Annotated in this window: 20 protein-coding genes; 11 read left to right on the top strand and 9 right to left on the bottom strand. The window is 64.1% G+C overall.

Annotated elements, in window-relative coordinates; all coding sequences use genetic code 11:
- Positions 1-45: 45 nt before the first annotated feature.
- Complete coding sequence (locus M1B35_RS02375; protein WP_123328033.1) at positions 46-270, bottom strand: DUF1161 domain-containing protein; 225 nt, start codon at positions 268-270, stop codon at positions 46-48.
- Between the two features lie 132 nt (positions 271-402).
- On the bottom strand, positions 403-618 hold the full coding sequence (locus tag M1B35_RS02380; RefSeq protein WP_123328032.1) for a dodecin: 216 nt from the start codon (positions 616-618) through the stop codon (positions 403-405).
- Between the two features lie 157 nt (positions 619-775).
- Here M1B35_RS02380 and M1B35_RS02385 point away from each other — a divergent pair, with 157 nt between their 5' ends.
- Positions 776-1,102 carry an ElaB/YgaM/YqjD family protein gene (locus M1B35_RS02385; protein ID WP_123328031.1) on the top strand — a complete coding sequence of 109 codons (327 nt, stop codon included), beginning with the start codon at positions 776-778 and terminating at the stop codon, positions 1,100-1,102.
- Here M1B35_RS02385 and M1B35_RS02390 read toward each other — a convergent pair.
- Positions 1,099-1,992 (bottom strand): LysR family transcriptional regulator, encoded by an 894-nt coding sequence (locus M1B35_RS02390; protein WP_268261122.1) that lies wholly within the window; start codon positions 1,990-1,992, stop codon positions 1,099-1,101. The genes M1B35_RS02385 and M1B35_RS02390 overlap by 4 nt on opposite strands.
- A 114-nt stretch (positions 1,993-2,106) precedes the next feature.
- Here M1B35_RS02390 and trpB point away from each other — a divergent pair, with 114 nt between their 5' ends.
- From trpB to M1B35_RS02405, 3 genes are all read left to right on the top strand, one after another.
- Positions 2,107-3,342, top strand: coding sequence for a tryptophan synthase subunit beta (trpB, locus tag M1B35_RS02395; RefSeq protein WP_123328029.1), 1,236 nt, complete (start codon positions 2,107-2,109; stop codon positions 3,340-3,342).
- A complete protein-coding gene (trpA, locus tag M1B35_RS02400) occupies positions 3,342-4,154 on the top strand; it encodes a tryptophan synthase subunit alpha (RefSeq protein WP_123328028.1) in 813 nt (270 codons plus the stop codon). Before trpB ends, trpA begins: the two co-directional genes overlap by 1 nt.
- Before the next feature lie 121 nt (positions 4,155-4,275).
- A complete protein-coding gene (locus M1B35_RS02405) occupies positions 4,276-4,731 on the top strand; it encodes an anti-virulence regulator CigR family protein (protein ID WP_123328027.1) in 456 nt (151 codons plus the stop codon).
- 84 nt (positions 4,732-4,815) lie between these two features.
- On the opposite strand, the gene M1B35_RS02410 is transcribed toward M1B35_RS02405, so the two are convergent.
- Positions 4,816-5,142 carry a DOPA 4,5-dioxygenase family protein gene (locus M1B35_RS02410; protein ID WP_268261123.1) on the bottom strand — a complete coding sequence of 109 codons (327 nt, stop codon included), beginning with the start codon at positions 5,140-5,142 and terminating at the stop codon, positions 4,816-4,818.
- A gap of 59 nt (positions 5,143-5,201) precedes the next feature.
- Positions 5,202-6,152, bottom strand: coding sequence for a choline sulfate utilization transcriptional regulator (locus M1B35_RS02415; RefSeq protein WP_268261124.1), 951 nt, complete (start codon positions 6,150-6,152; stop codon positions 5,202-5,204).
- A gap of 114 nt (positions 6,153-6,266) precedes the next feature.
- Between M1B35_RS02415 and betC the strand changes: the two genes are divergently transcribed.
- From betC to M1B35_RS02430, 3 genes are all read left to right on the top strand, one after another.
- Positions 6,267-7,781 carry a choline-sulfatase gene (gene betC / locus M1B35_RS02420; protein ID WP_123328024.1) on the top strand — a complete coding sequence of 505 codons (1,515 nt, stop codon included), beginning with the start codon at positions 6,267-6,269 and terminating at the stop codon, positions 7,779-7,781.
- Between the two features lie 15 nt (positions 7,782-7,796).
- Positions 7,797-8,714 (top strand): choline ABC transporter substrate-binding protein, encoded by a 918-nt coding sequence (choX, locus tag M1B35_RS02425; RefSeq protein ID WP_123328023.1) that lies wholly within the window; start codon positions 7,797-7,799, stop codon positions 8,712-8,714.
- Positions 8,715-8,844: 130 nt separating this feature from the next.
- Positions 8,845-10,416, top strand: a complete 1,572-nt coding sequence (locus M1B35_RS02430) for a SulP family inorganic anion transporter (protein WP_268261125.1) — start codon at positions 8,845-8,847, stop codon at positions 10,414-10,416.
- Positions 10,417-10,817: 401 nt separating this feature from the next.
- Here the strand turns inward: M1B35_RS02430 and aroE are convergent, their stop codons facing one another.
- Both aroE and hemF read right to left on the bottom strand, forming a co-directional pair.
- Positions 10,818-11,639, bottom strand: a complete 822-nt coding sequence (aroE, locus tag M1B35_RS02435) for a shikimate dehydrogenase (RefSeq protein WP_268261126.1) — start codon at positions 11,637-11,639, stop codon at positions 10,818-10,820.
- A gap of 79 nt (positions 11,640-11,718) precedes the next feature.
- Complete coding sequence (gene hemF, locus M1B35_RS02440) at positions 11,719-12,636, bottom strand: oxygen-dependent coproporphyrinogen oxidase (RefSeq protein WP_268261127.1); 918 nt, start codon at positions 12,634-12,636, stop codon at positions 11,719-11,721.
- A 168-nt stretch (positions 12,637-12,804) separates the two neighbouring features.
- On the opposite strand from hemF, the gene M1B35_RS02445 reads away from it, so the two are divergent.
- Positions 12,805-13,782 carry an NADPH:quinone reductase gene (locus M1B35_RS02445; protein WP_268261128.1) on the top strand — a complete coding sequence of 326 codons (978 nt, stop codon included), beginning with the start codon at positions 12,805-12,807 and terminating at the stop codon, positions 13,780-13,782.
- Positions 13,783-13,836: 54 nt separating this feature from the next.
- On the opposite strand, the gene tsaC is transcribed toward M1B35_RS02445, so the two are convergent.
- Positions 13,837-14,394, bottom strand: a complete 558-nt coding sequence (tsaC, locus tag M1B35_RS02450) for an L-threonylcarbamoyladenylate synthase type 1 TsaC (protein ID WP_268261129.1) — start codon at positions 14,392-14,394, stop codon at positions 13,837-13,839.
- Between the two features lie 54 nt (positions 14,395-14,448).
- Entirely contained in the window at positions 14,449-15,549 is a 1,101-nt protein-coding gene (gene dprA / locus M1B35_RS02455) for a DNA-processing protein DprA (RefSeq protein ID WP_268261130.1), read from the bottom strand.
- 335 nt (positions 15,550-15,884) lie between these two features.
- On the opposite strand from dprA, the gene def reads away from it, so the two are divergent.
- The 3 genes from def (at position 15,885) to rsmB (ending at position 18,777) form a co-directional block, all read left to right on the top strand.
- Positions 15,885-16,391, top strand: coding sequence for a peptide deformylase (gene def / locus M1B35_RS02460; protein WP_123328016.1), 507 nt, complete (start codon positions 15,885-15,887; stop codon positions 16,389-16,391).
- A gap of 116 nt (positions 16,392-16,507) precedes the next feature.
- Positions 16,508-17,455 carry a methionyl-tRNA formyltransferase gene (gene fmt / locus M1B35_RS02465; RefSeq protein WP_268261131.1) on the top strand — a complete coding sequence of 316 codons (948 nt, stop codon included), beginning with the start codon at positions 16,508-16,510 and terminating at the stop codon, positions 17,453-17,455.
- Positions 17,452-18,777 carry a 16S rRNA (cytosine(967)-C(5))-methyltransferase RsmB gene (gene rsmB, locus M1B35_RS02470; protein WP_268261132.1) on the top strand — a complete coding sequence of 442 codons (1,326 nt, stop codon included), beginning with the start codon at positions 17,452-17,454 and terminating at the stop codon, positions 18,775-18,777. Before fmt ends, rsmB begins: the two co-directional genes overlap by 4 nt.
- Positions 18,778-18,800: the final 23 nt, after the last annotated feature.

The following is an 18,800-nucleotide window of genomic DNA, read 5'->3' on the forward strand; positions in this document are numbered from 1 at the left end:
AAAAACCGACGCCATGGCGTCGGTTTTCTTTGCGCAGCAGAAACATCAGCCGCGTTTGTAGACGATCTCCTTGGAGCCGGCTTCGCAGGTGCCTACCACTTTGCCGTCAGCAGCCGCGCCTTTATCGACCACTTCCAGCGAATAGCCTGACGCACCCTTGGCGTCGATCTTCGCGGCGATTTCGCTTTTCAGCTCGTCACACGGCTTGCCTGCAGCAAGGGCTGTTCCCGCAAGGCTCAACAGCGCTGCAGCTAATACTAGTTTTTTCATCGGTCACATTCCCTGGTCGGATCAAAAGGGTCAGCATTTACGCCGGCCTGACTGAGGCTCAAGACATGTAGCGCTTTGCCATTTCCTATGGCACTCGGCCAGCGCACAAGTTCAAGAGCCTAGACCAAGGCTTCAACTATTGGCAATTCGGAAGCCTACCTTGAGGGTGACCTGGAAGTGCGCGGCTTTGCCGTCCTTGATATGGCCCCGGGTGTCGATGACTTCAAACCACTCCAGGTGCTTGATGCTCTTGTGAGCCTCGGCCAGCGCATTGTTGATGGCTTCCTCGATGCTGGTCGGGGAGGAGCCGACCAGCTCGACTTTCTTATAGGTGTGGTGATCAGTCATAACGCTCTCCTTTTTTGGCTGTGAAGACAGCCTAGCAGTGATTGTTGCTATTTCCTGTGGCGCCCGGAACGCAGTGAAGTTCAGATTTTCTGCACTTTCGCCGCACCCCGCAGTCGGAACCTACACACGCCAATCATCACCCTGCAGGAGAGCCGACATGGCCAACACCTCGTTACGCAAAGCCTCACTGGAAAGTATGGAAGCCGAGATCTCCAGCCTGCTCAAATCCCTGGAGAGCCTCAAGGACGACGCGTCTGACGAGTCGCGTAAAACCCTCAAGGCCTTGAAAGGCAATGCCGAGAACGCGCTGAAGCATTCGCGCAGCCTGCTCAGCGATGCCTATGAAGAAGTCAAAGTGAAAACCCGTGAAACCGGGATCGCCACCCGCGACTACGCCCAGGAACACCCTTGGACCACCGCCGGCGTTGCGGTCGGGGCGATTGGCCTGCTGGCCGCTTACCTGTTGTGCAAACGCGGCGACTAAGCCGTCTGGCCCAGCTCGTGCCTGAGCCATTGGGCCAATTGCCGGGCGCGCCCGTCTGCGGCGCGCTTGGGTAGCCACAGCGCCAGTTGCCCCGGGGTGTCACAAAACCCCCACGGGGCAACCAGGCGTCCAGCCCGCAAGTCTTCGGCCACCAATGGCTCGGGTGCAATCGCCACCCCCAGCCCGGCCACCGCCGCTTCCAACAAATAATACAAATGCTCGAAACCTTGCCCGTAATTCAGGGCCTGGGCATCGAGGCCGTTGTGCTGCGCCCAACTGGGCCAGGCCTGGCGGCGGGACGTGGTGTGCAGCAAGGGTTCGTTGAGCAATGCCTCGGCCGGGGCCTGGCGCAGCGCCTCGTAACGGGCATAACGCGGGCTCAACACCGGGCCGATGCGCTCGCGGGCCAGTTCATAGACCTGCATGTCGGCCGGCCAAGGGGGTTCGGCGAACACCAACAGGGCGTCGAGCCCTGGGCGGCGCGGGTCGAGGTCACCTTCGCCGGCGGACAAATGCAGGCGCAGGTCCGGCAAGTCGGCGTTCAAGCGCCCCAGCCGGGGAATAAACCAGCGCGCCAGCAAGCTGCCGGAGCAGCCGAGGACGAACGGCGCATCCACGCCGCCCTGGGACAACTCGGCGCACACCCCGCGCACGCGCTCGAACGCCTCACTACTGACGTCCCGCAGACGCAGCCCTGCATCTGTGAGTTTCAGGCCGCGCCCATCTTTGATGAACAGGCTCACGCCCAAGTGCTCTTCAAGCACCTTCAACTGCCGGCTTACGGCACCGTGGGTCACGTGCAGTTCTTCGGCAGCCTGGCTGACGCTGTTCAGGCGGGCGGTGGCTTCGAAGGCGCGGAGGGCATTCAGAGGGGGCAGGTCGTGGCTCATGGGATATGTGAGTTTTCCTGACAGGTTGCGGCGATCTTATCGGTTTTCAGGGCCCGGTGTCAGGGGTAGAGTGGCGCTCATTGTCTTTCCACTCATTCATACGGGAGCGCTCCAATGACCCAGACCCAATTGCGTAATGGTCCTGACGACAACGGCCTGTTTGGTGCGTTCGGCGGCCGTTACGTCGCCGAAACCCTGATGCCGCTGATCCTCGACCTGGCCCGTGAATACGAAGTGGCCAAGGAAGACCCCGAATTCCTCAAGGAGCTGGCCTACTTCCAGCGCGACTACGTCGGCCGCCCGAGCCCGCTGTACTTCGCCGAACGCCTGACCGAACACTGTGGCGGCGCCAAGATCTACCTCAAGCGCGAAGAGCTGAACCACACCGGCGCGCACAAGATCAATAACTGCATCGGCCAGATCCTCCTGGCCCGGCGCATGGGCAAGAAACGCATCATCGCCGAGACCGGCGCCGGCATGCACGGCGTGGCCACCGCCACCGTGGCCGCGCGTTTTGGCCTGCAATGCGTGATCTACATGGGCACCACCGACATCGAGCGCCAACAGGCCAACGTGTTCCGCATGAAGCTGCTGGGCGCCGAAGTGATCCCGGTGGTGGCCGGCACCGGCACCCTGAAAGACGCGATGAACGAAGCCCTGCGTGACTGGGTGACCAACGTCGACAGCACCTTCTACCTGATCGGCACCGTGGCCGGCCCACACCCGTACCCGGCCATGGTTCGCGACTTCCAGGCGGTGATCGGCAAGGAAACCCGCGAGCAGATGCAAGCCCAGGAAGGCCGCCTGCCGGACAGCCTGGTGGCGTGCATCGGTGGCGGTTCCAACGCCATGGGCCTGTTCCACCCGTTCCTCGACGACAAAAGCGTGCAGATCATTGGCGTTGAAGCCGCCGGCTACGGCATCGAGACCGGCAAGCACGCGGCCAGCCTGAACGGCGGCGTACCCGGCGTACTGCACGGCAACCGCACCTTCCTGCTGCAGGACGACGATGGCCAGATCATCGACGCCCACTCGATCTCCGCCGGCCTCGACTACCCCGGCATCGGCCCTGAACACGCCTGGTTGCATGACATCGGCCGCGTCGAATACACCTCGGTGACTGACGACGAAGCCCTGGCCGCATTCCACCAATGCTGCCGCCTGGAAGGCATCATCCCGGCCCTGGAAAGTGCCCACGCCCTGGCCGAAGTCTTCAAGCGCGCGCCCACCCTGCCCAAGGATCACCTGATGGTGGTCAACCTCTCGGGCCGTGGCGACAAAGACATGCAGACCGTGATGCACCACATGGAACAGTCTCAACAAGAGCCATCCCAGCAGGAGAAACACTGATGAGCCGCCTGCAAACCCGCTTCGCGCAGCTTAAAGAACAGAATCGCGCCGCCCTGGTGACCTTCGTCACCGCCGGCGACCCGAACTACGACACCTCCCTGGCGATCCTCAAGGGCTTGCCGGCCGCGGGCGCCGACGTGATCGAGTTGGGCATGCCCTTCACCGATCCAATGGCTGACGGCCCGGCCATCCAGCTGGCCAACATCCGTGCCCTGGGTGCCAAACAGAACCTGGCGAAAACCCTGCAGATGGTTCGCGAATTCCGCGAAGGCAACAGCGACACGCCCCTGGTGCTGATGGGCTACTTCAACCCGATCCACCACTACGGCGTGCCGCGCTTTATCGCCGACGCCAAGGCTGCCGGTGTGGACGGGCTGATCGTGGTGGACATGCCACCGGAGCACAACAATGAGCTGTGCGACCCGGCCCAGGCCGCCGGCATCGACTTTATCCGCCTGACCACGCCGACCACCGACGACGCCCGTCTGCCCAAGGTACTCGACGGCAGCTCCGGCTTTGTCTACTACGTCTCGGTTGCTGGGGTAACCGGTGCCGGCGCCGCCACCCTGGAACATGTGGAAGAGGCCGTGGCCCGCCTGCGTCGCCACACCGACTTGCCGATCAGCATCGGTTTCGGCATCCGCACCCCGGAGCAGGCCGCTGCCATCGCCCGCTTGGCGGACGGTGTGGTCGTGGGCTCGGCGCTGATCGACCACATCGCCAATGCCAGCACTCACGAGCAGGCCGTGGACGGCGTGTTGAGCCTGTGCGCGGCGCTGTCCGAGGGCGTGCGTCAAGCCCGGGTCAGCTGAAGGTAAAGTTCCTGATACAGAGGAATTAGCGCCCGAAGCCACAGACTAACTAGCAAGACCGAGGGGTTCAGGACCAGGTTCTGAACCCCTTTTTGCTGTTCGCGCTGTGAGGAAAGACCTGATGAAAATGCCCAAACGTCTGATTGCCGGTCTCGGTGTGCTGATGCTCAGCGCCAGCCCGCTGATGAACGCCATGGCCGATCAACGCGGCGACAATGATCGCGGTGGCGATCGTGGCGGCCCGCAGCAGGAACAACGGGACAACCGGGGTAACGATCATCGCGGCCCACAGAATGATCGCCGTGGCGGCCCGCCCAAGGACTTCGGCCCAGTGCGCCAGACCATCCGCGACAACCATGGCTACTTCGTCCGCGGCGCGCCGCCACCGCCCGGCATCCACTTGGTGCGTGGCCAGCCGCTGCCCCGGGGCTACTACGGCGAACGCCTGGACAACCGCGCCCTGAACCATCTGCCACGCTACCAGGGCTACGAATGGCGGCGCATGGGCGGCGATATCGTGCTGATCGCCATTGGCAGCGGCATCGTCTATGAGATTCTCGACGGCGTGCTTAACTGATCACTTTTCGTACAGACCGCCCACCGGCTCCCACAATCCGCCCTGTGCCCTTGTAGGAGCCGGCTCCCCGGCGATCCCCCGCCCTCAAAAACCCGATAGATCCAACGGCCGCATCGCCCCCATCCACAGGGCATGCTCGGTGTGGTCCAGCAGGTCATTGCCCGTATCCGGGTGCAAGAACACCACCAGCCCCTTGCGATTGAGCGCCAGCCACGGCAATACCACGGCCAGGTACTGCGGCTCGAACGCCAACTGGCAGCTCCAGTCCGGGTGCGGGCCCACCGGCCGCTCATGCACCCGGCCCATCTTCAGCGGAAACAACTGCGCAGCCTGTTCACACAAGGACCGGGCCTGCTCGATGGTGCTGGCGTCGAAGTAGACGTGGGCGTGGTAGCCCTTGATACGTTGCATAAGAACCCTCGGAAGAAAGCCGAACCCGGCTATGGTGCCACGACTCGCCGGGGATGCGCTCAGACCGCAATCGACGGCAGCCCGACGCCATTCAGCGACTGGGCACTGCCGGCCTGCTCGGTCATCAGCCAATCGACGAACTGCTGGATCAGCACACTGCGGCGTTTGCGCTGGGGCAACACCACGTAATAGCCGTAGGTGGAGATCACCGTCTCGGCCAGCGGTCGACACAGCAAGCCCTGTTCCAACAAGTTATCCACCAGGTGCCGCCAGCCAATGGCCACGCCCTGGCCGCCGATCGCCGCCTGGATCAACAGCGTGTAGTTATCAAAGCGCAACTGCCCGGGCGCGGGCGGCGTGCTGATGCCCAGTTCGCGAAAGACCCCGCTCCAGTCAAACCAGTGGCTGCTGTTCTCGCCCCGCAGGTGCAGCAGCGGCCAGTCCAGCAACGCCTGGGCGGGCAGGGGAGTGGCCCGGTCCTTGAGCAGCACGGGGCTGCACACCGGAAACACTTCCTCGCTGAACAGCCAATGGCTCTGGCCCTGCTTGAAGCGGCCATCACCGAACAGCACCGCCACGTCGATATCGCTGCGCAGCATGCTGTGGCTGCGCTCGCTGGTGACCAGGCTGACATCCACCTGCGGGTTGGCTTCATGAAAGCGGTGCAGGCGCGGCATCAGCCAATAAGCGGCGAAGGCGAAGTCGGTGGCCACGTGCAGCACCTCGTGCTGGTGCTGGGCACTGATGGCACTGAGGCCGGCGTCGATGCTCTGCAAGCCAGCCTGCACCTGCTCGAACAGAATCATCCCGGCCTCCGTGAGTTCGATACCGCGGTAGATCCGGTCGAACAAGCGGGTGCCCAGTTGCTCCTCCAGCCGCTTGATCTGCTGGCTGATGGCCGGTTGGGTGGTGCCCAACTCCACGGCAGCGGCGGTGAAACTGCGTTGCCGCGCCGCCGCTTCAAAGGCACGTAACAGGTCCAGGGACAGGTCACCAAGGGCGTCATACATAAGCTGGGCTTATCCTAGTCATTGCCGCGCATGGGCTTTACCGCGAATGGCAGGGGTTTCATCCTCAATCGCAGCACTTTCGCATAACCATCGACTATGGAATGCCGCGAATACATGAAGCGCAAGAACATTCTTTTCATCATGGCCGATCAAATGGCCGCGCCCTTGTTGCCGTTCTACGGTGCCTCCCCGATCAAGCTGCCCCACCTCAGCCGCCTGGCGGCCGAAGGCGTGGTGTTCGACGCCGCTTATTGCAATAGCCCACTGTGCGCCCCGTCGCGCTTCACCCTGGTCAGCGGCCAGTTGCCGAGCAAGATCGGCGCCTATGACAACGCTGCGGACTTTCCCGCCGATGTGCCGACTTACGCCCACTACCTGCGCCGCCTGGGTTATCGCACCGCGCTCTCGGGAAAGATGCATTTCTGCGGCCCGGACCAGTTGCACGGCTATGAAGAACGCCTGACCAGCGACATCTACCCCGCCGACTACGGCTGGGCGGTGAACTGGGACGAGCCCGACGTGCGCCCCAGTTGGTACCACAACATGTCCTCGGTGCTGCAGGCCGGCCCTTGCGTGCGCACCAACCAGCTGGATTTCGACGAAGAGGTGGTGTTCAAGGCCCGACAATACCTGTTCGATCACATCCGCGAAGACGGCGACCAGCCGTTCTGCCTCACCGTGTCCATGACCCACCCCCACGACCCGTACACCATCCCCAAGGCCTATTGGGACCTGTACCAGGACGCCGACATCCCCTTGCCGCAGACCCCGCCGCAAGACAGCCAAGACCCCCATTCCCAGCGTCTGCTCAAGGTCTACGACCTGTGGGACAAGCCACTGCCTGTGGATAAGATTCGCGATGCGCGCCGGGCCTACTTCGGGGCGTGCAGCTATATCGACGACAACGTCGGCAAACTCCTGCAAACCCTTGAAGAAACAGGCTTGGCCGAGAACACCATCATTGTCTTCTCCGGCGACCACGGCGACATGCTCGGCGAGCGTGGCCTCTGGTACAAAATGCACTGGTTTGAAATGGCCGCCCGGGTGCCGCTGCTGATCAGCGCGCCGGGGCAGTTCGCCGCCGGCCGGGTCAGCGCCGCGGTGTCCACGGCCGACCTGCTGCCCACCCTGGTGCAACTGGCCGGCGGTGAGTTGCAACCCGGCCTGCCCTTGGATGGCCGCTCCCTGGTCCCGCACTTGCAGGGGCAGGGCGGCCACGACGAGGTGTTCGGCGAGTACATGGCCGAAGGCACCATCAGCCCACTGATGATGATTCGTCGCGGCGCCTACAAATTCATCTACAGCGAAGATGACCCTTGCCTACTCTTCGATGTGCACAACGACCCGCGTGAGCAGGAAGAACTCAGCCAGTCGCCGGCCCATCGATCACTGTTCGCGGCCTTCCTCGCCGAAGCCCGGGCCAAGTGGGACATCCCGGTCATCCGCCAACAGGTGCTTGCCAGTCAGCGCCGCCGGCGTTTCGTCGCCCAGGCGCTGACCCTGGGTACGCTGAAGAGCTGGGATCACCAGCCCCTGGTCGACGCCAGTCAGCAATACATGCGCAACCACATCGACCTCGATGACCTGGAGCGCAAGGCTCGTTATCCACAACCCTGCCAACACCAATAATGTAAGGGGAAGCGCATGCAAAGGTTATCCACAGCACTGACGCTCGGGCTCCTGGCCCTGGGCAGCGCATCGGCCTGGGCCGACTCGTGCGAGACGGTGAAAATGGCCGATCCGGGCTGGAGCGACATCGCCGCAACCAACGCCATTACCGGGTTCCTGCTGGACGGCCTGGGCTACAAGGCCAAGGTCGACACCCTGGCGGTGCCGATCACCTTTGGCGGCCTCAAGGACGGCCAGGTGGATGTGTTCCTGGGTAACTGGATGCCGGCGCAGCAGGGCTTCTACGACAAGTTCGTGGCCAATGGCGATGTCACTCAACTGGCCAAGAACCTCGACGGCACCGAGTTCACCCTGGCCGTGCCGGACTACGTCTGGGACGCGGGGGTGCACGATTTTGCCGACCTGAACAAATTCGCCGACAAATTCGAGAAGAAGATCTACGGCATCGGCTCCGGCGCCCCGGCCAATATCTCGCTGCAGGAGATCATCAAGAAGAACGACTTCGAACTCGGCCAGTGGAAGCTGGTGGAATCCAGCGAGCAGGCGATGCTGGCCGAAGTGTCGCGGGCGGTGAAAAAGCAGAAGTTCGTGACCTTCCTCGGCTGGACCCCACACCCGATGAACGTGCAGTTGAACATGCATTACCTCAAGGGCGGCGAGAAGTACTTCGGCGACACCGGCAGTGTCTACACCCTGACCCGCAAAGGTTATGCACAGGCCTGCCCGAATGTTGGCAAGCTGCTGACCAACCTGAGCTTCACTCAGGAGATGGAGAACAGCATCATGTCCGAGGTGGTGAACAAGAAAGTCAGCAATGCGGTAGCGGCCAAGGCCTGGATCAAGGCCAACCCGGCGGTGCTGGACAAGTGGCTGGACGGGGTCAAGACCCTGGACGGCAAAGACGCGTTGGCGGCGGTAAAGGCCAAGCTGTAGATCGAGGCGCACCGTTCGCCCTGTGACCGTCGCCGACCGGCGGCCGCCCCGGGCGAACGGCCTTTGGAACTTGCACCCCAATCGCTGACACGCCACCCTGACGCTCCATTTCCCCACACCGCGAGGACCCATGGCCTGGCCCAACCGCCACTCCCTCTTGCCGTTCCTGAGCTGGCTGCCGCAACAAACCCGCGCCAGCGTCGGCCGCGACCTGCTGGTGGGTCTGAGCGGTGCCATCCTCGCTTTACCGCAATCCATTGCCTACGCCCTGATCGCCGGCCTGCCCCCGGAGTACGGCCTGTACGCAGCCATTGTCCCGGTGTTGATTGCCTGCCTCTGGGGCTCGTCCTGGCACCTGATCTGCGGGCCCACTGCGGCCATTTCCATCGTCCTCTACGCCAGCGTCAGCCCCCTGGCGGTGCCGGCGTCCCAGGACTACATCACGCTGATCCTGTTGCTGACCTTTCTTGCCGGGGTTTTCCAATGGCTGCTGGGCCTGCTGCGTTTCGGCGCCCTGGTGAACTTCGTCTCCCATTCCGTGGTGCTGGGTTTCACCCTGGGCGCTGCGGTGGTGATCGCCCTCGGCCAGTTACCCAACCTGCTGGGGCTGGACCTGCCCAGCCAGGCCACCGCCCTCAATAGCCTCAACAGCCTGCTGGAGCACCTGCATGACCTGGATAAACCCTCGCTGCTGCTGGGTCTGGGGACCCTGGTTGTCGGGGTCGGACTCAAGTTGCTGGTGCCGCGCTGGCCGACATTGCTGATCACCCTGGTGCTCAGCAGCCTGGTGGTCTGGCTGTGGCCGGCCCTGTTCGGCCACGTGAAGCTGGTCAGCGCCTTCGTCGGCCACCTGCCGCCCTTGAGCCCGCTGCCATTGCTGGACCTGGAGATGATCCTGCGCCTGCTGCCCAGTGCGGTGGCGGTGGGCATGCTCGGCCTGGTCACCAGCCTGTCGATCGCCCGCTCGCTGTCGGCACGCTCCGAACAACTGCTGGACGCCAACCAGGAGGTCCGCGCCCAGGGCCTGTCGAACATCATCGGCGGATTCTTCTCCGGCTACCTGTCTTCCGGCTCGTTCACCCGCTCCGGGCTGAGCTACGACGCCGGCGCCCGCTCGCCCCTGGCCGGGGTGTTTTCCGCACTGTGGGTGGCTTCGTTCGCGGTGGCCGGGGCCGGGCTGATTGCCCATATCCCGATCCCGGGCATGGCCGCGAGCATTCTGCTGATCTGCTGGGGGCTGGTGGACCACCGGGGCATTCGGGCCTTGTTCCGGGTGAGCCGCGCTGAGTTCGTGGTGATGAGCCTGACCTGCGTCGCCACCTTGCTCCTGGAGCTGCAAACGGCGATTTATGCCGGGGTGCTGGCGTCGCTGTTCTTCTACCTCAAGCGCACTTCCCAGCCGCGGGTGCAGCAGTGGCGCGAGGGTGATGAGGACATTCTGCGGGTGGGGGGCTCGATCTTCTTTGGCGCCAGCCATTACCTGCAAGTGCGCATGCAGCGCTGCCAGGCCCCGAAGCTGGTGATCGATGCCCAGCACATCAACTTCATCGACTATTCCGGGGTGGAAATGCTCCACCAGGAAGCCCGCCGGCTGTTACGCCAACACCGCAGCCTGACCTTGCGCCGCGCCCGGCAACCGGTGATGGAGGAATTGATCAAGCTGGAAGGCCCGGAGAAATGCCCGATCCGTTTTGAAGATTGAGGTTTTTATCGGGGCGGGGATCAAGCCCGTAATCGCTGGCAAGCCAGCGCCAACAAATTAGGCGGCCCCAAACCCGTAGGAGCCGGCTTGCCGGCGATGGCGATCTTGAAGGCGCTATCGCTGGCAAGCCAGCTCCTACAAATGGGCGGCCTCAGAACCGTAGGAGCCGGCTTGCCGGCGATGGCGATCTTGAGGGCGCTATCGCTGGCGAGCCAGCTCCTACAAATGGGCGGCCTCAGAACCGTAAGAGCCGGCTTGCCGGCGATGGCGATCTTGAGGGCGCTATCGCTGGCGAGCCAGCTCCTACAAATGGGCGGCCTCAGAACCGTAGGAGCCGGCTTGCCGGCGATGGCGATGTTGAAGGCGCTATCGCTGGCGAGCCAACACCTACACAGGGCGTGTCAGAGGGCCAGTTGGCGGCGCAGTTCGGCCAGCACCGGGGCGCTGTCCGGGCGGACACCGCGCCACAGGTAGAAGGCTTCCGCCGCTTGTTCGGCCAGCATTCCCAGGCCATCCAGCGCCGCCACCGCGCCGTGTTCAGTGGCCCAGCGGCAGAACGGCGTGGGCTCCTTGCCGTACATCATGTCGTAGCAAACGGTGTGGCCGGGCTCGATCAGGCTGCTGGCAATCGGTGGCAGGTCGCCGGACAGGCTGGCCGAGGTGGCGTTGATAATCAGGTCCACCGACTCCTCCAACCAATCGAAGCCGCTGGCCGACACCGGTCCCAAATCAGCGAACAGCTCAGCCAGCAACTCGGCCTTGGCCACGGTACGGTTGGCGATCACCACCGACGCCGGTTGCTCGGCCAGCAACGGCTCCAGCACCCCACGCACTGCGCCGCCGGCCCCCAGCAACAAGATGCGCTTGCCCTTGAGGCTGACACCGGCATTCACCGTCAGGTCGCGCACCAGGCCGGCGCCGTCGGTGTTGTCACCCAGCAGGCGGCCGTCGGCGAGCTTACTCAGGGTGTTGACCGCGCCAGCACGCTGGGCCCGTTCGCTGAGGGTATCGGCCAGGCGATAGGCGTCTTCCTTGAACGGTACGGTGACGTTGGCGCCCCGGCCCTCGGCGAAAAACGCCTGGGCGCAGCCGACGAAATCATCCAGGGGCGCCAGCAAGGTGTTGTAGTCCAGTTGCTGGCCGGTCTGCTCGGCAAACAGCCGATGGATCAGCGGCGACTTGCTGTGGCCGATCGGGTTACCAAAAACGACGTACTGATCCATCTCTCACCCCTTTTGCTCAGCACCCACCTGCAGCCGCAGCCTGTTCGCCGACGAGCCGGTTCCTACAGTGGGTGAGCGATTAGTTGCTGCCTGCCAACCAGTCCCGGTCTTGCAGGAAGTACTCGGTCAAACGTGCTTCTTCGCTGCCGGGCTCGGCCTTCCAGTCGTAGCCCCAGCGCACGTGGGGCGGCAGCGACATGAGGATCGACTCGGTACGCCCGCCCGACTGCAGGCCGAACAGGGTGCCACGGTCGTAGACCAGGTTGAACTCCACATAACGGCCACGACGGAATTCCTGGAAGGCCCGCTGCTGCTCGGTGTAGGCCATGGTTTTGCGGCGCTGCACGATGGGCAGGTACGCCTCGATGTAGGCGTCGCCGATGGCGCGCATAAAGGCGAAGCTGGTGTCGAAATCCCACTGGTTCAGGTCATCGAAGAACAGGCCGCCAATGCCCCGCGGTTCGTTGCGGTGCTTGATGTGGAAGTAACTGTCGCACCAGGCCTTGTAGCGCGGGTAGACGTCGGCGCCGAACGGTGCACAGGCGCGCTCGGCTACGCGGTGCCAGTGCACGCAGTCTTCTTCGTGGGCGTAGTAGGGGGTCAGGTCAAAGCCGCCGCCGAACCACCAGACCGGCTCTTCGCCTTCTTTCTCGGCGATGAAGAAACGCACATTGGCGTGGGACGTGGGCACGTGGGGGTTGTGCGGGTGGATCACCAGGGACACACCCAGGGCCTCGAAGCCGCGCCCGGCCAGTTCCGGCCGATGGGCGCTGGCGGAAGGCGGCAAGCCGCTGCCGAACACGTGAGAGAAGTTGACCCCACCTTTTTCAATCACTGCGCCATCGGCCAGCACCCGGGTCCGGCCGCCGCCGCCAGCAGGGCGGGTCCAGGCGTCTTCGACAAAACGCGTACCGCCGTCTTCGATTTCCAGGGCAGCGCAAATGCGGTCTTGCAGGTCGAGCAGGTAGGCTTTTACGGCCTCGGTGCGGGTAGTCATGGCATCACCTTGAATCGGGCAAAGCTACGCGGCGCCAGGGGTGCAGCGGTGGGCCGGCGCAAATGGGCGCGTAGCATAACACCGCGCCAGGGTCTGCCACAGTTGACGACGGTCAAGCAGAGGAGTCCGATAGAGCACTTTCGCGACACGACCGAGGAGAAATTGCAGATGGCCAAACGTATCCAGTTCCGTGCCCATGGCGGCCCCGAAGTGCTTGAGTATGTCGACTACGTCCCCGCCGAGCCTGGCCCGCAACAGGTTCGCGTCAGCAACAAGGCCATTGGCCTGAACTTTATCGACACCTATTTCCGCAGCGGCCTCTACGCGCCGCCAGCCCTGCCTTCGGGCCTGGGGGCTGAAGGTGCCGGGGTGGTCGAGGCCGTGGGCAGCGAGGTCAGCCAGTTCAAGGTGGGTGATCGGGTGGCCTATGGCAGCGGCCCCCTGGGCGCCTACAGCGATGTGCACGTACTGCCGGCGGCCAACCTGGTGCACCTGCCGGACGCCATCAGCTTTGAGCAGGCTGCCGGGGTCATGCTCAAGGGCCTGACCGTGCAGTACCTATTGCGTCAGACCTATGAACTCAAGGCCGGTGAAACCGTACTGTTCCACGCCGCTGCCGGGGGCGTGGGTTCCCTGGCCTGCCAGTGGGCCAAGGCCCTGGGCGTGAAGCTGATCGGTACCGTCAGCTCGCCGGAAAAAGCCGCCATCGCCAAATCCCTCGGGGCTTGGGAAACCATCGACTACAGCCATGAAGACGTGGCCCAACGGGTGCTGGAATTGACCGATGGCAAGAAGTGCCCGGTGGTCTACGACGGCGTCGGCAAAGACACCTGGCTCACCTCCCTGGACTGCCTGGCGCCGCGCGGGCTGATGGTCAGCTTTGGTAATGCGTCAGGGGCCGTGGACGGGGTGAACCTGGGGATTCTCTCGGCCAAGGGCTCGCTGTACGTAACCCGGCCGACCCTGGCGACCTACGCCAACAATGCCGAAAACCTGCAACACATGGCCGATGATCTGTTCGCCATGATTGCCAGTGGCAAGCTGAAGATCGAGATCGGCCAGCGCTTCCCACTGGCAGACGCGGCCAAGGCACACGTGGAGTTGTCGGCGCGGCGTACGACCGGCTCGACCATCCTGCTGCCTTGAGGGTTATCGCCGGCAAGCTGGCTCCTAAGGGAGCCGGCTTGCCGGCGATGCTTGTTACGAAGGCCGCACCACCTTTCCGGTGGCCAGATCCCGAATCAGGCTCGGGTTCTTGCGGCCACCCAGGTTGCCCCCCAGCACCAGGTCCAACTGCCCGCGGAAGTACTGCTCGATGCGAATCCGCGTGCGCGCCGCCGGGCGCCCTTGAGGGTTGGCCGAGGTGGAAATCAGCGGCCCTACCAAGGAACACAACTCACGGACTTGAGGATGGTCGCTGACCCGCAGCGCCACGGTGTCGTGCACCCCGGTGATCCACTCGGGCAGCAAATCCTGATGGGGCACCAGCCAGGTATTGGGCCCCGGCCAGGTGCTGGACATGCGCTCGATCCATGTGTCGGGGAAGTCCTCGAAGAGGAAATCGAATTGACGGATGTTGTCGGCAATCAGGATCAGGCCCTTATCCACAGACCGGGACTTGATCGCCAATAACCGATCCACCGCCTCTTCGTTCCACGGATCACAGCCCAGGCCCCACACCGCTTCGGTTGGATAGGCAATCACCGCCCCTGCGCGAATTTCTCGTGCGGCTTGCTGCACACGCCAACTGCTGACCATTGCTGATTCTCCGGATAAAAGCTGTGCGCAGTTTACCGATCTTGCCCGTAAAGCCTAGCGGGTACGCGCAAACCAGCGACCGTTTTCGCACACCGCGCGACCCTCGATCTCAAGTTCCGTCAGGGCCGCCAGAACAGTGGGCAATGCCCAGCCCATAGCGGCGGCCAGGGCTTCGCTGCTGTGGGGCGCGGCGTGCAACAGCGCCAGCAAGGGATGCTCCGGCGCCGACGGCACACTGACCGGCCCCACGTTCTGCCAGCCCCGCAAGGCCTCAAGAATGTGTTCGATGGTTTCCACCAGCACCGCACCGTCACGAATCAACTGGTGGCAACCCCGGGCGCCGGGGTGGTGGATGGACCCGGGAATGGCGTACACCTCGCGCCCTTGTTCCGCAGCCAGGCGCGCAGTGATCAGCGAACCGCTGGCGACACTGGCTTCCACCACCAGCACACCGAGGGACAGACCGCTGATGATCCGGTTGCGCCGCGGGAAGTGGCCGGGCAGGGGTGGCGTGTCCAGGGGGAACTCGGAAATCACCGCGCTACCGCGCTCGATCATCGCTTCGGCCAAGGCTCGGTGGCGCTGTGGATAAAGTTTTTCCAGACCGGTGCCCAACACCGCTACGGTCTGGCCACCCACGGCCAACGCCGCCTGATGAGCCGCACCGTCGATGCCCAGGGCCAGGCCGCTGGTGATGACAAAACCGGCGGCGGCCAGCTCGCGGGAAAACGCCGTCGCGGTGTCCAGGCCCGGTCGCGATGCGCGCCGGCTACCGACCATCGCCAGTTGCGGTTTTTCCAGGATTTCCGGGGCGCCGGCCACGAACAGCAGCGGCGGGGCGTCGGTCAACTCGGCGAGCAAGGCCGGGTAGCCGGGCTGGCCCAACATCAGTAAATGCTGGCCCGGACGCTCCAGCCAGGCCAGTGCATGGCTTGCGCCGTCCCGCACCTGGGCACTGCGCCGGGCCTCGGCGCAGGCCGCCGGCAACCCCAGGGACCGCCAGGCGGCAGCCGGTGCACTGAGGGCTTTGGAGGCCGAGCCGAAGGCGTGCAGCAAACGTTGAAAGCGCGCCGGCCCAAGCTCGGGCAGACGGTGCAGACGTAAACAGGCTTCGAGTTCCGCAGGGGAAATCGTCGCCGGGACAGACGCAGTCATCGGATCATCCTTGATCGTTTCAGCTCCCGCCGCAGCGAGAACAAGCTGTGGATAAGTCTGTTGGTAACTTGTTGAATCTTTATTCGTTTCAGGGGCGCCGAAGGGGGCTGGCCGGCGTCATTGCCCACAGCGCCAACTGAGGCCGGAGCGGCAAGAGCCTGGCGAGTAGTCATTTCCTCAGGGGCTGAATCCCTTTATTATGTGCGTTCGCGTGAAACGCCAGAGCCTGCGCGGCTCGCAGCTCCTACCGAGCACGTTTCGCATCGGCGGCCCTGGTCCACGACTTGCCCGGCCCCCGACTCCGCCCTTACTTCACACGTGCAGCAATCAAGCTTATGGCCATTTTAAACATCCTCGAATTCCCCGATTCGCGCCTGCGCACTATCGCCAAACCCGTGGCCGTAGTGGACGACGAAGTGCGTCAGTTGGTCGATGACATGTTTGAAACAATGTATGAAGCCCCGGGCATCGGCCTCGCGGCGACCCAGGTCAACGTGCACAAGCGCATCGTGGTCATGGACCTGTCCGAAGACCGCAGCGAGCCACGGGTGTTTATCAACCCTGAGTTCGAGGCCCTCACCGATGAGATGGACCAGTACCAGGAAGGCTGCCTGTCGGTACCGGGTTTCTACGAAAACGTCGATCGCCCGCAGCGGGTCAAGATCAAGGCCCTGGACCGTGATGGCCAGCCTTATGAACTGATCGCCGAAGGCCTGTTGGCGGTGTGCATCCAGCACGAATGCGACCACCTCAACGGCAAGCTGTTCGTTGACTACCTGTCCACGCTCAAGCGTGACCGGATCAAGAAGAAGCTGGAAAAGCAGCATCGCCAGAACGCTTGATTCCTTATCCAGTGGTGCATCGCGGGCAAGCCCGCTCCTACAATGGTTCATTTGTGTAGGAGCGGGCTTGCCCGCGGTCGTTTCACCTGCGTCCCCTTTCCAAGCGAGTACCCATCATGCGCATCGTCTTTGCCGGCACCCCGGAATTTGCCGCCGAACACCTCAAGGCCCTGCTTGCCGGCCCTGACGAGATCGTAGCGGTCTACACCCAGCCGGACCGTCCAGCGGGGCGTGGGCAGAAGCTGATGCCAAGCCCGGTCAAGCAGTTGGCGCTGGAGCACAACATCCCGGTGCTGCAACCGCCGACCCTGCGTGACGCCGCGGCCCAGGCCGAACTGGCGGCACTCAAGCCGGACCTGATGGTGGTAGTGGCCTACGGCCTGATCCTGCCGCAAGTGGTGCTGGATATTCCGCGCCTGGGCTGCATCAACAGCCACGCCTCGCTGCTGCCGCGCTGGCGCGGTGCGGCGCCGATCCAGCGCGCCGTGCAAGCCGGCGATGCGATGAGCGGCGTGACAGTGATGCGCATGGAAGCCGGCCTGGACACTGGGCCGATGCTGCTCAAGGTCAGCACCCCGATCAGCGCCGCAGACACCGGCGGCAGCCTGCATGACCGTCTAGCCGAAATGGGCCCGCCGGCCGTGCTCCAGGCCATTGCCGGCCTGGCGGCAGGCACCCTGGAAGGCGAAGTACAGGATGACAGCCTGGCCACTTACGCCCACAAACTGAACAAGGACGAGGCGCGCGTCGACTGGAGCCGTCCGGCACCGGAACTGGAGCGCCTGGTGCGCGCCTTCAACCCGTGGCCGATCTGCCACAGCACCCTCAACGGCGAATCGCTGAAGGTCCTGGCCGCCAACCTGGCCGAAGGCCAGGGCACACCCGGTGAGATCCTCGGCGCCAGCAAAGACGGCCTGATCGTCGCCTGCGGTGAACAGGCGCTGTGCCTGACCCGCCTGCAATTGCCCGGCGGCAAGGCCCTGAACTTCAGCGACCTGTTCAACAGCCGCCGTGAGAAATTCGCCCTCGGCACCGTCCTCGGTCAAGCGGTGGACGCCCAATGAACCCACGTCTGGCCGCTGCCAAGGCCCTGACCGCCGTACTCAACGGCAAGGCCTCCCTCAACAGTTCGTTGCCCACCCAACTGGACAAGGTCGAGGTCCGCGATCGCGGCTTTACCCAGGACCTGGCGTTCGGCACCGCGCGCTGGCAGCCACGGCTGTCGGCGCTGGCGGCCAAGCTGCTGCAAAAACCCTTCAAGGCTGCCGACGCCGATGTCGAGGCGCTGCTGCTGGTGGGGCTTTACCAACTGCTCTACACCCGGGTGCCGGCCCACGCCGCCATCGGTGAAACCGTGGGCTGCGCCGAAAAGCTGAAAAAGCCCTGGGCCAAGGCCCTGCTCAACGCCGTGCTGCGCCGCGCCCAGCGCGAAAGCGAAGCGCTGCTGGCCGAGCTGGAACATGACCCGGTGGTGCGCACGGCCCACCCGCGCTGGCTGCAAAAGTCCCTCAAGGCCTTCTGGCCCGAGCAGTGGGAAGCCATTTGCGCCGCCAACAACGCCCACCCGCCGATGATCCTGCGGGTCAATCGCCGCCATCATTCCCGGGACGCGTACCTGCAGTTACTGAGTGCCGCCGCCGTCGAGGCCAAGCCATGCGTCTTCAGCCAGGACGGCATCGTCCTCGATGAAGCCTGCGACGTGCGCAACCTGCCGGGTTTTGCCGAAGGCTGGATCAGCGTCCAGGACGAAGCCGCGCAACTGGCTGCGGACCTGCTGGAGCTGGCGCCGGGGCAACGGGTGCTGGACGCCTGCTGTGCGCCCGGGGGCAAGACCTGCCATATCCTCGAAGTCGAACCGGCCCTGGCCGGTGTGGTCGCCGTGGATCTGGAAGCCAAGCGCCTGGTGCGGGTTCGCGAGAACCTTGAGCGCCTGGGCCTGGCCGCTGAACTGATCGCCGCCGACGGTCGCGACACCCAGGCCTGGTGGGATGGCAAGCCGTTCCAGCGCATCCTGCTGGACGCGCCGTGCTCGGCCACCGGCGTAATCCGTCGCCACCCGGACATCAAGCTGACTCGCCAACCCGACGACATTGCCGCCCTGGCCCAGTTGCAAGGTGAGTTGCTGGACGCCCTGTGGCCAACCCTGGAGGTCGGCGGCATCCTGGTCTACGCCACCTGCTCCACCTTGCCCACCGAGAACACCGAGGTGATCGAGGCTTTCCTGGCCCGGACCACGGGCGCTCGCGAACTGGACATCGCCGGCCAACTCGGCCAGCCTGCCGCGGGCCTCAAGCAGCCCTACGGACGCCAGTTGCTGGCGCAAGAGGGCGGCCATGACGGCTTCTACTACGCCAAGCTGATCAAGATCGCCGCAGCACGCGGCTAACACGGGTTTAAGGGAGTGACTGG

The organism is Pseudomonas morbosilactucae (assembly GCF_023241665.1).
GTDB lineage: Bacteria > Pseudomonadota > Gammaproteobacteria > Pseudomonadales > Pseudomonadaceae > Aquipseudomonas > Aquipseudomonas morbosilactucae.

Excerpts from the sequence above, each read along its gene's own strand:
- tsaC (WP_268261129.1), bottom strand. The coding sequence starts at position 14,394 with ATGGTCAGCAGTTGGCGTGTGCAGCAAGCCGCACGAGAAATTCGCGCA.
- aroE (WP_268261126.1), bottom strand. The coding sequence starts at position 11,639 with ATGGATCAGTACGTCGTTTTTGGTAACCCGATCGGCCACAGCAAGTCG.
- M1B35_RS02390 (WP_268261122.1), bottom strand. The coding sequence starts at position 1,992 with ATGAGCCACGACCTGCCCCCTCTGAATGCCCTCCGCGCCTTCGAAGCC.
- def (WP_123328016.1), top strand. The coding sequence starts at position 15,885 with ATGGCCATTTTAAACATCCTCGAATTCCCCGATTCGCGCCTGCGCACT.
- M1B35_RS02410 (WP_268261123.1), bottom strand. The coding sequence starts at position 5,142 with ATGCAACGTATCAAGGGCTACCACGCCCACGTCTACTTCGACGCCAGC.
- M1B35_RS02375 (WP_123328033.1), bottom strand. The coding sequence starts at position 270 with ATGAAAAAACTAGTATTAGCTGCAGCGCTGTTGAGCCTTGCGGGAACA.
- M1B35_RS02430 (WP_268261125.1), top strand. The coding sequence starts at position 8,845 with ATGGCCTGGCCCAACCGCCACTCCCTCTTGCCGTTCCTGAGCTGGCTG.
- dprA (WP_268261130.1), bottom strand. The coding sequence starts at position 15,549 with ATGACTGCGTCTGTCCCGGCGACGATTTCCCCTGCGGAACTCGAAGCC.
- choX (WP_123328023.1), top strand. The coding sequence starts at position 7,797 with ATGCAAAGGTTATCCACAGCACTGACGCTCGGGCTCCTGGCCCTGGGC.
- M1B35_RS02380 (WP_123328032.1), bottom strand. The coding sequence starts at position 618 with ATGACTGATCACCACACCTATAAGAAAGTCGAGCTGGTCGGCTCCTCC.
- fmt (WP_268261131.1), top strand. The coding sequence starts at position 16,508 with ATGCGCATCGTCTTTGCCGGCACCCCGGAATTTGCCGCCGAACACCTC.
- M1B35_RS02445 (WP_268261128.1), top strand. The coding sequence starts at position 12,805 with ATGGCCAAACGTATCCAGTTCCGTGCCCATGGCGGCCCCGAAGTGCTT.
- M1B35_RS02385 (WP_123328031.1), top strand. The coding sequence starts at position 776 with ATGGCCAACACCTCGTTACGCAAAGCCTCACTGGAAAGTATGGAAGCC.
- rsmB (WP_268261132.1), top strand. The coding sequence starts at position 17,452 with ATGAACCCACGTCTGGCCGCTGCCAAGGCCCTGACCGCCGTACTCAAC.
- trpB (WP_123328029.1), top strand. The coding sequence starts at position 2,107 with ATGACCCAGACCCAATTGCGTAATGGTCCTGACGACAACGGCCTGTTT.
- hemF (WP_268261127.1), bottom strand. The coding sequence starts at position 12,636 with ATGACTACCCGCACCGAGGCCGTAAAAGCCTACCTGCTCGACCTGCAA.
- M1B35_RS02405 (WP_123328027.1), top strand. The coding sequence starts at position 4,276 with ATGAAAATGCCCAAACGTCTGATTGCCGGTCTCGGTGTGCTGATGCTC.
- betC (WP_123328024.1), top strand. The coding sequence starts at position 6,267 with ATGAAGCGCAAGAACATTCTTTTCATCATGGCCGATCAAATGGCCGCG.
- trpA (WP_123328028.1), top strand. The coding sequence starts at position 3,342 with ATGAGCCGCCTGCAAACCCGCTTCGCGCAGCTTAAAGAACAGAATCGC.
- M1B35_RS02415 (WP_268261124.1), bottom strand. The coding sequence starts at position 6,152 with ATGTATGACGCCCTTGGTGACCTGTCCCTGGACCTGTTACGTGCCTTT.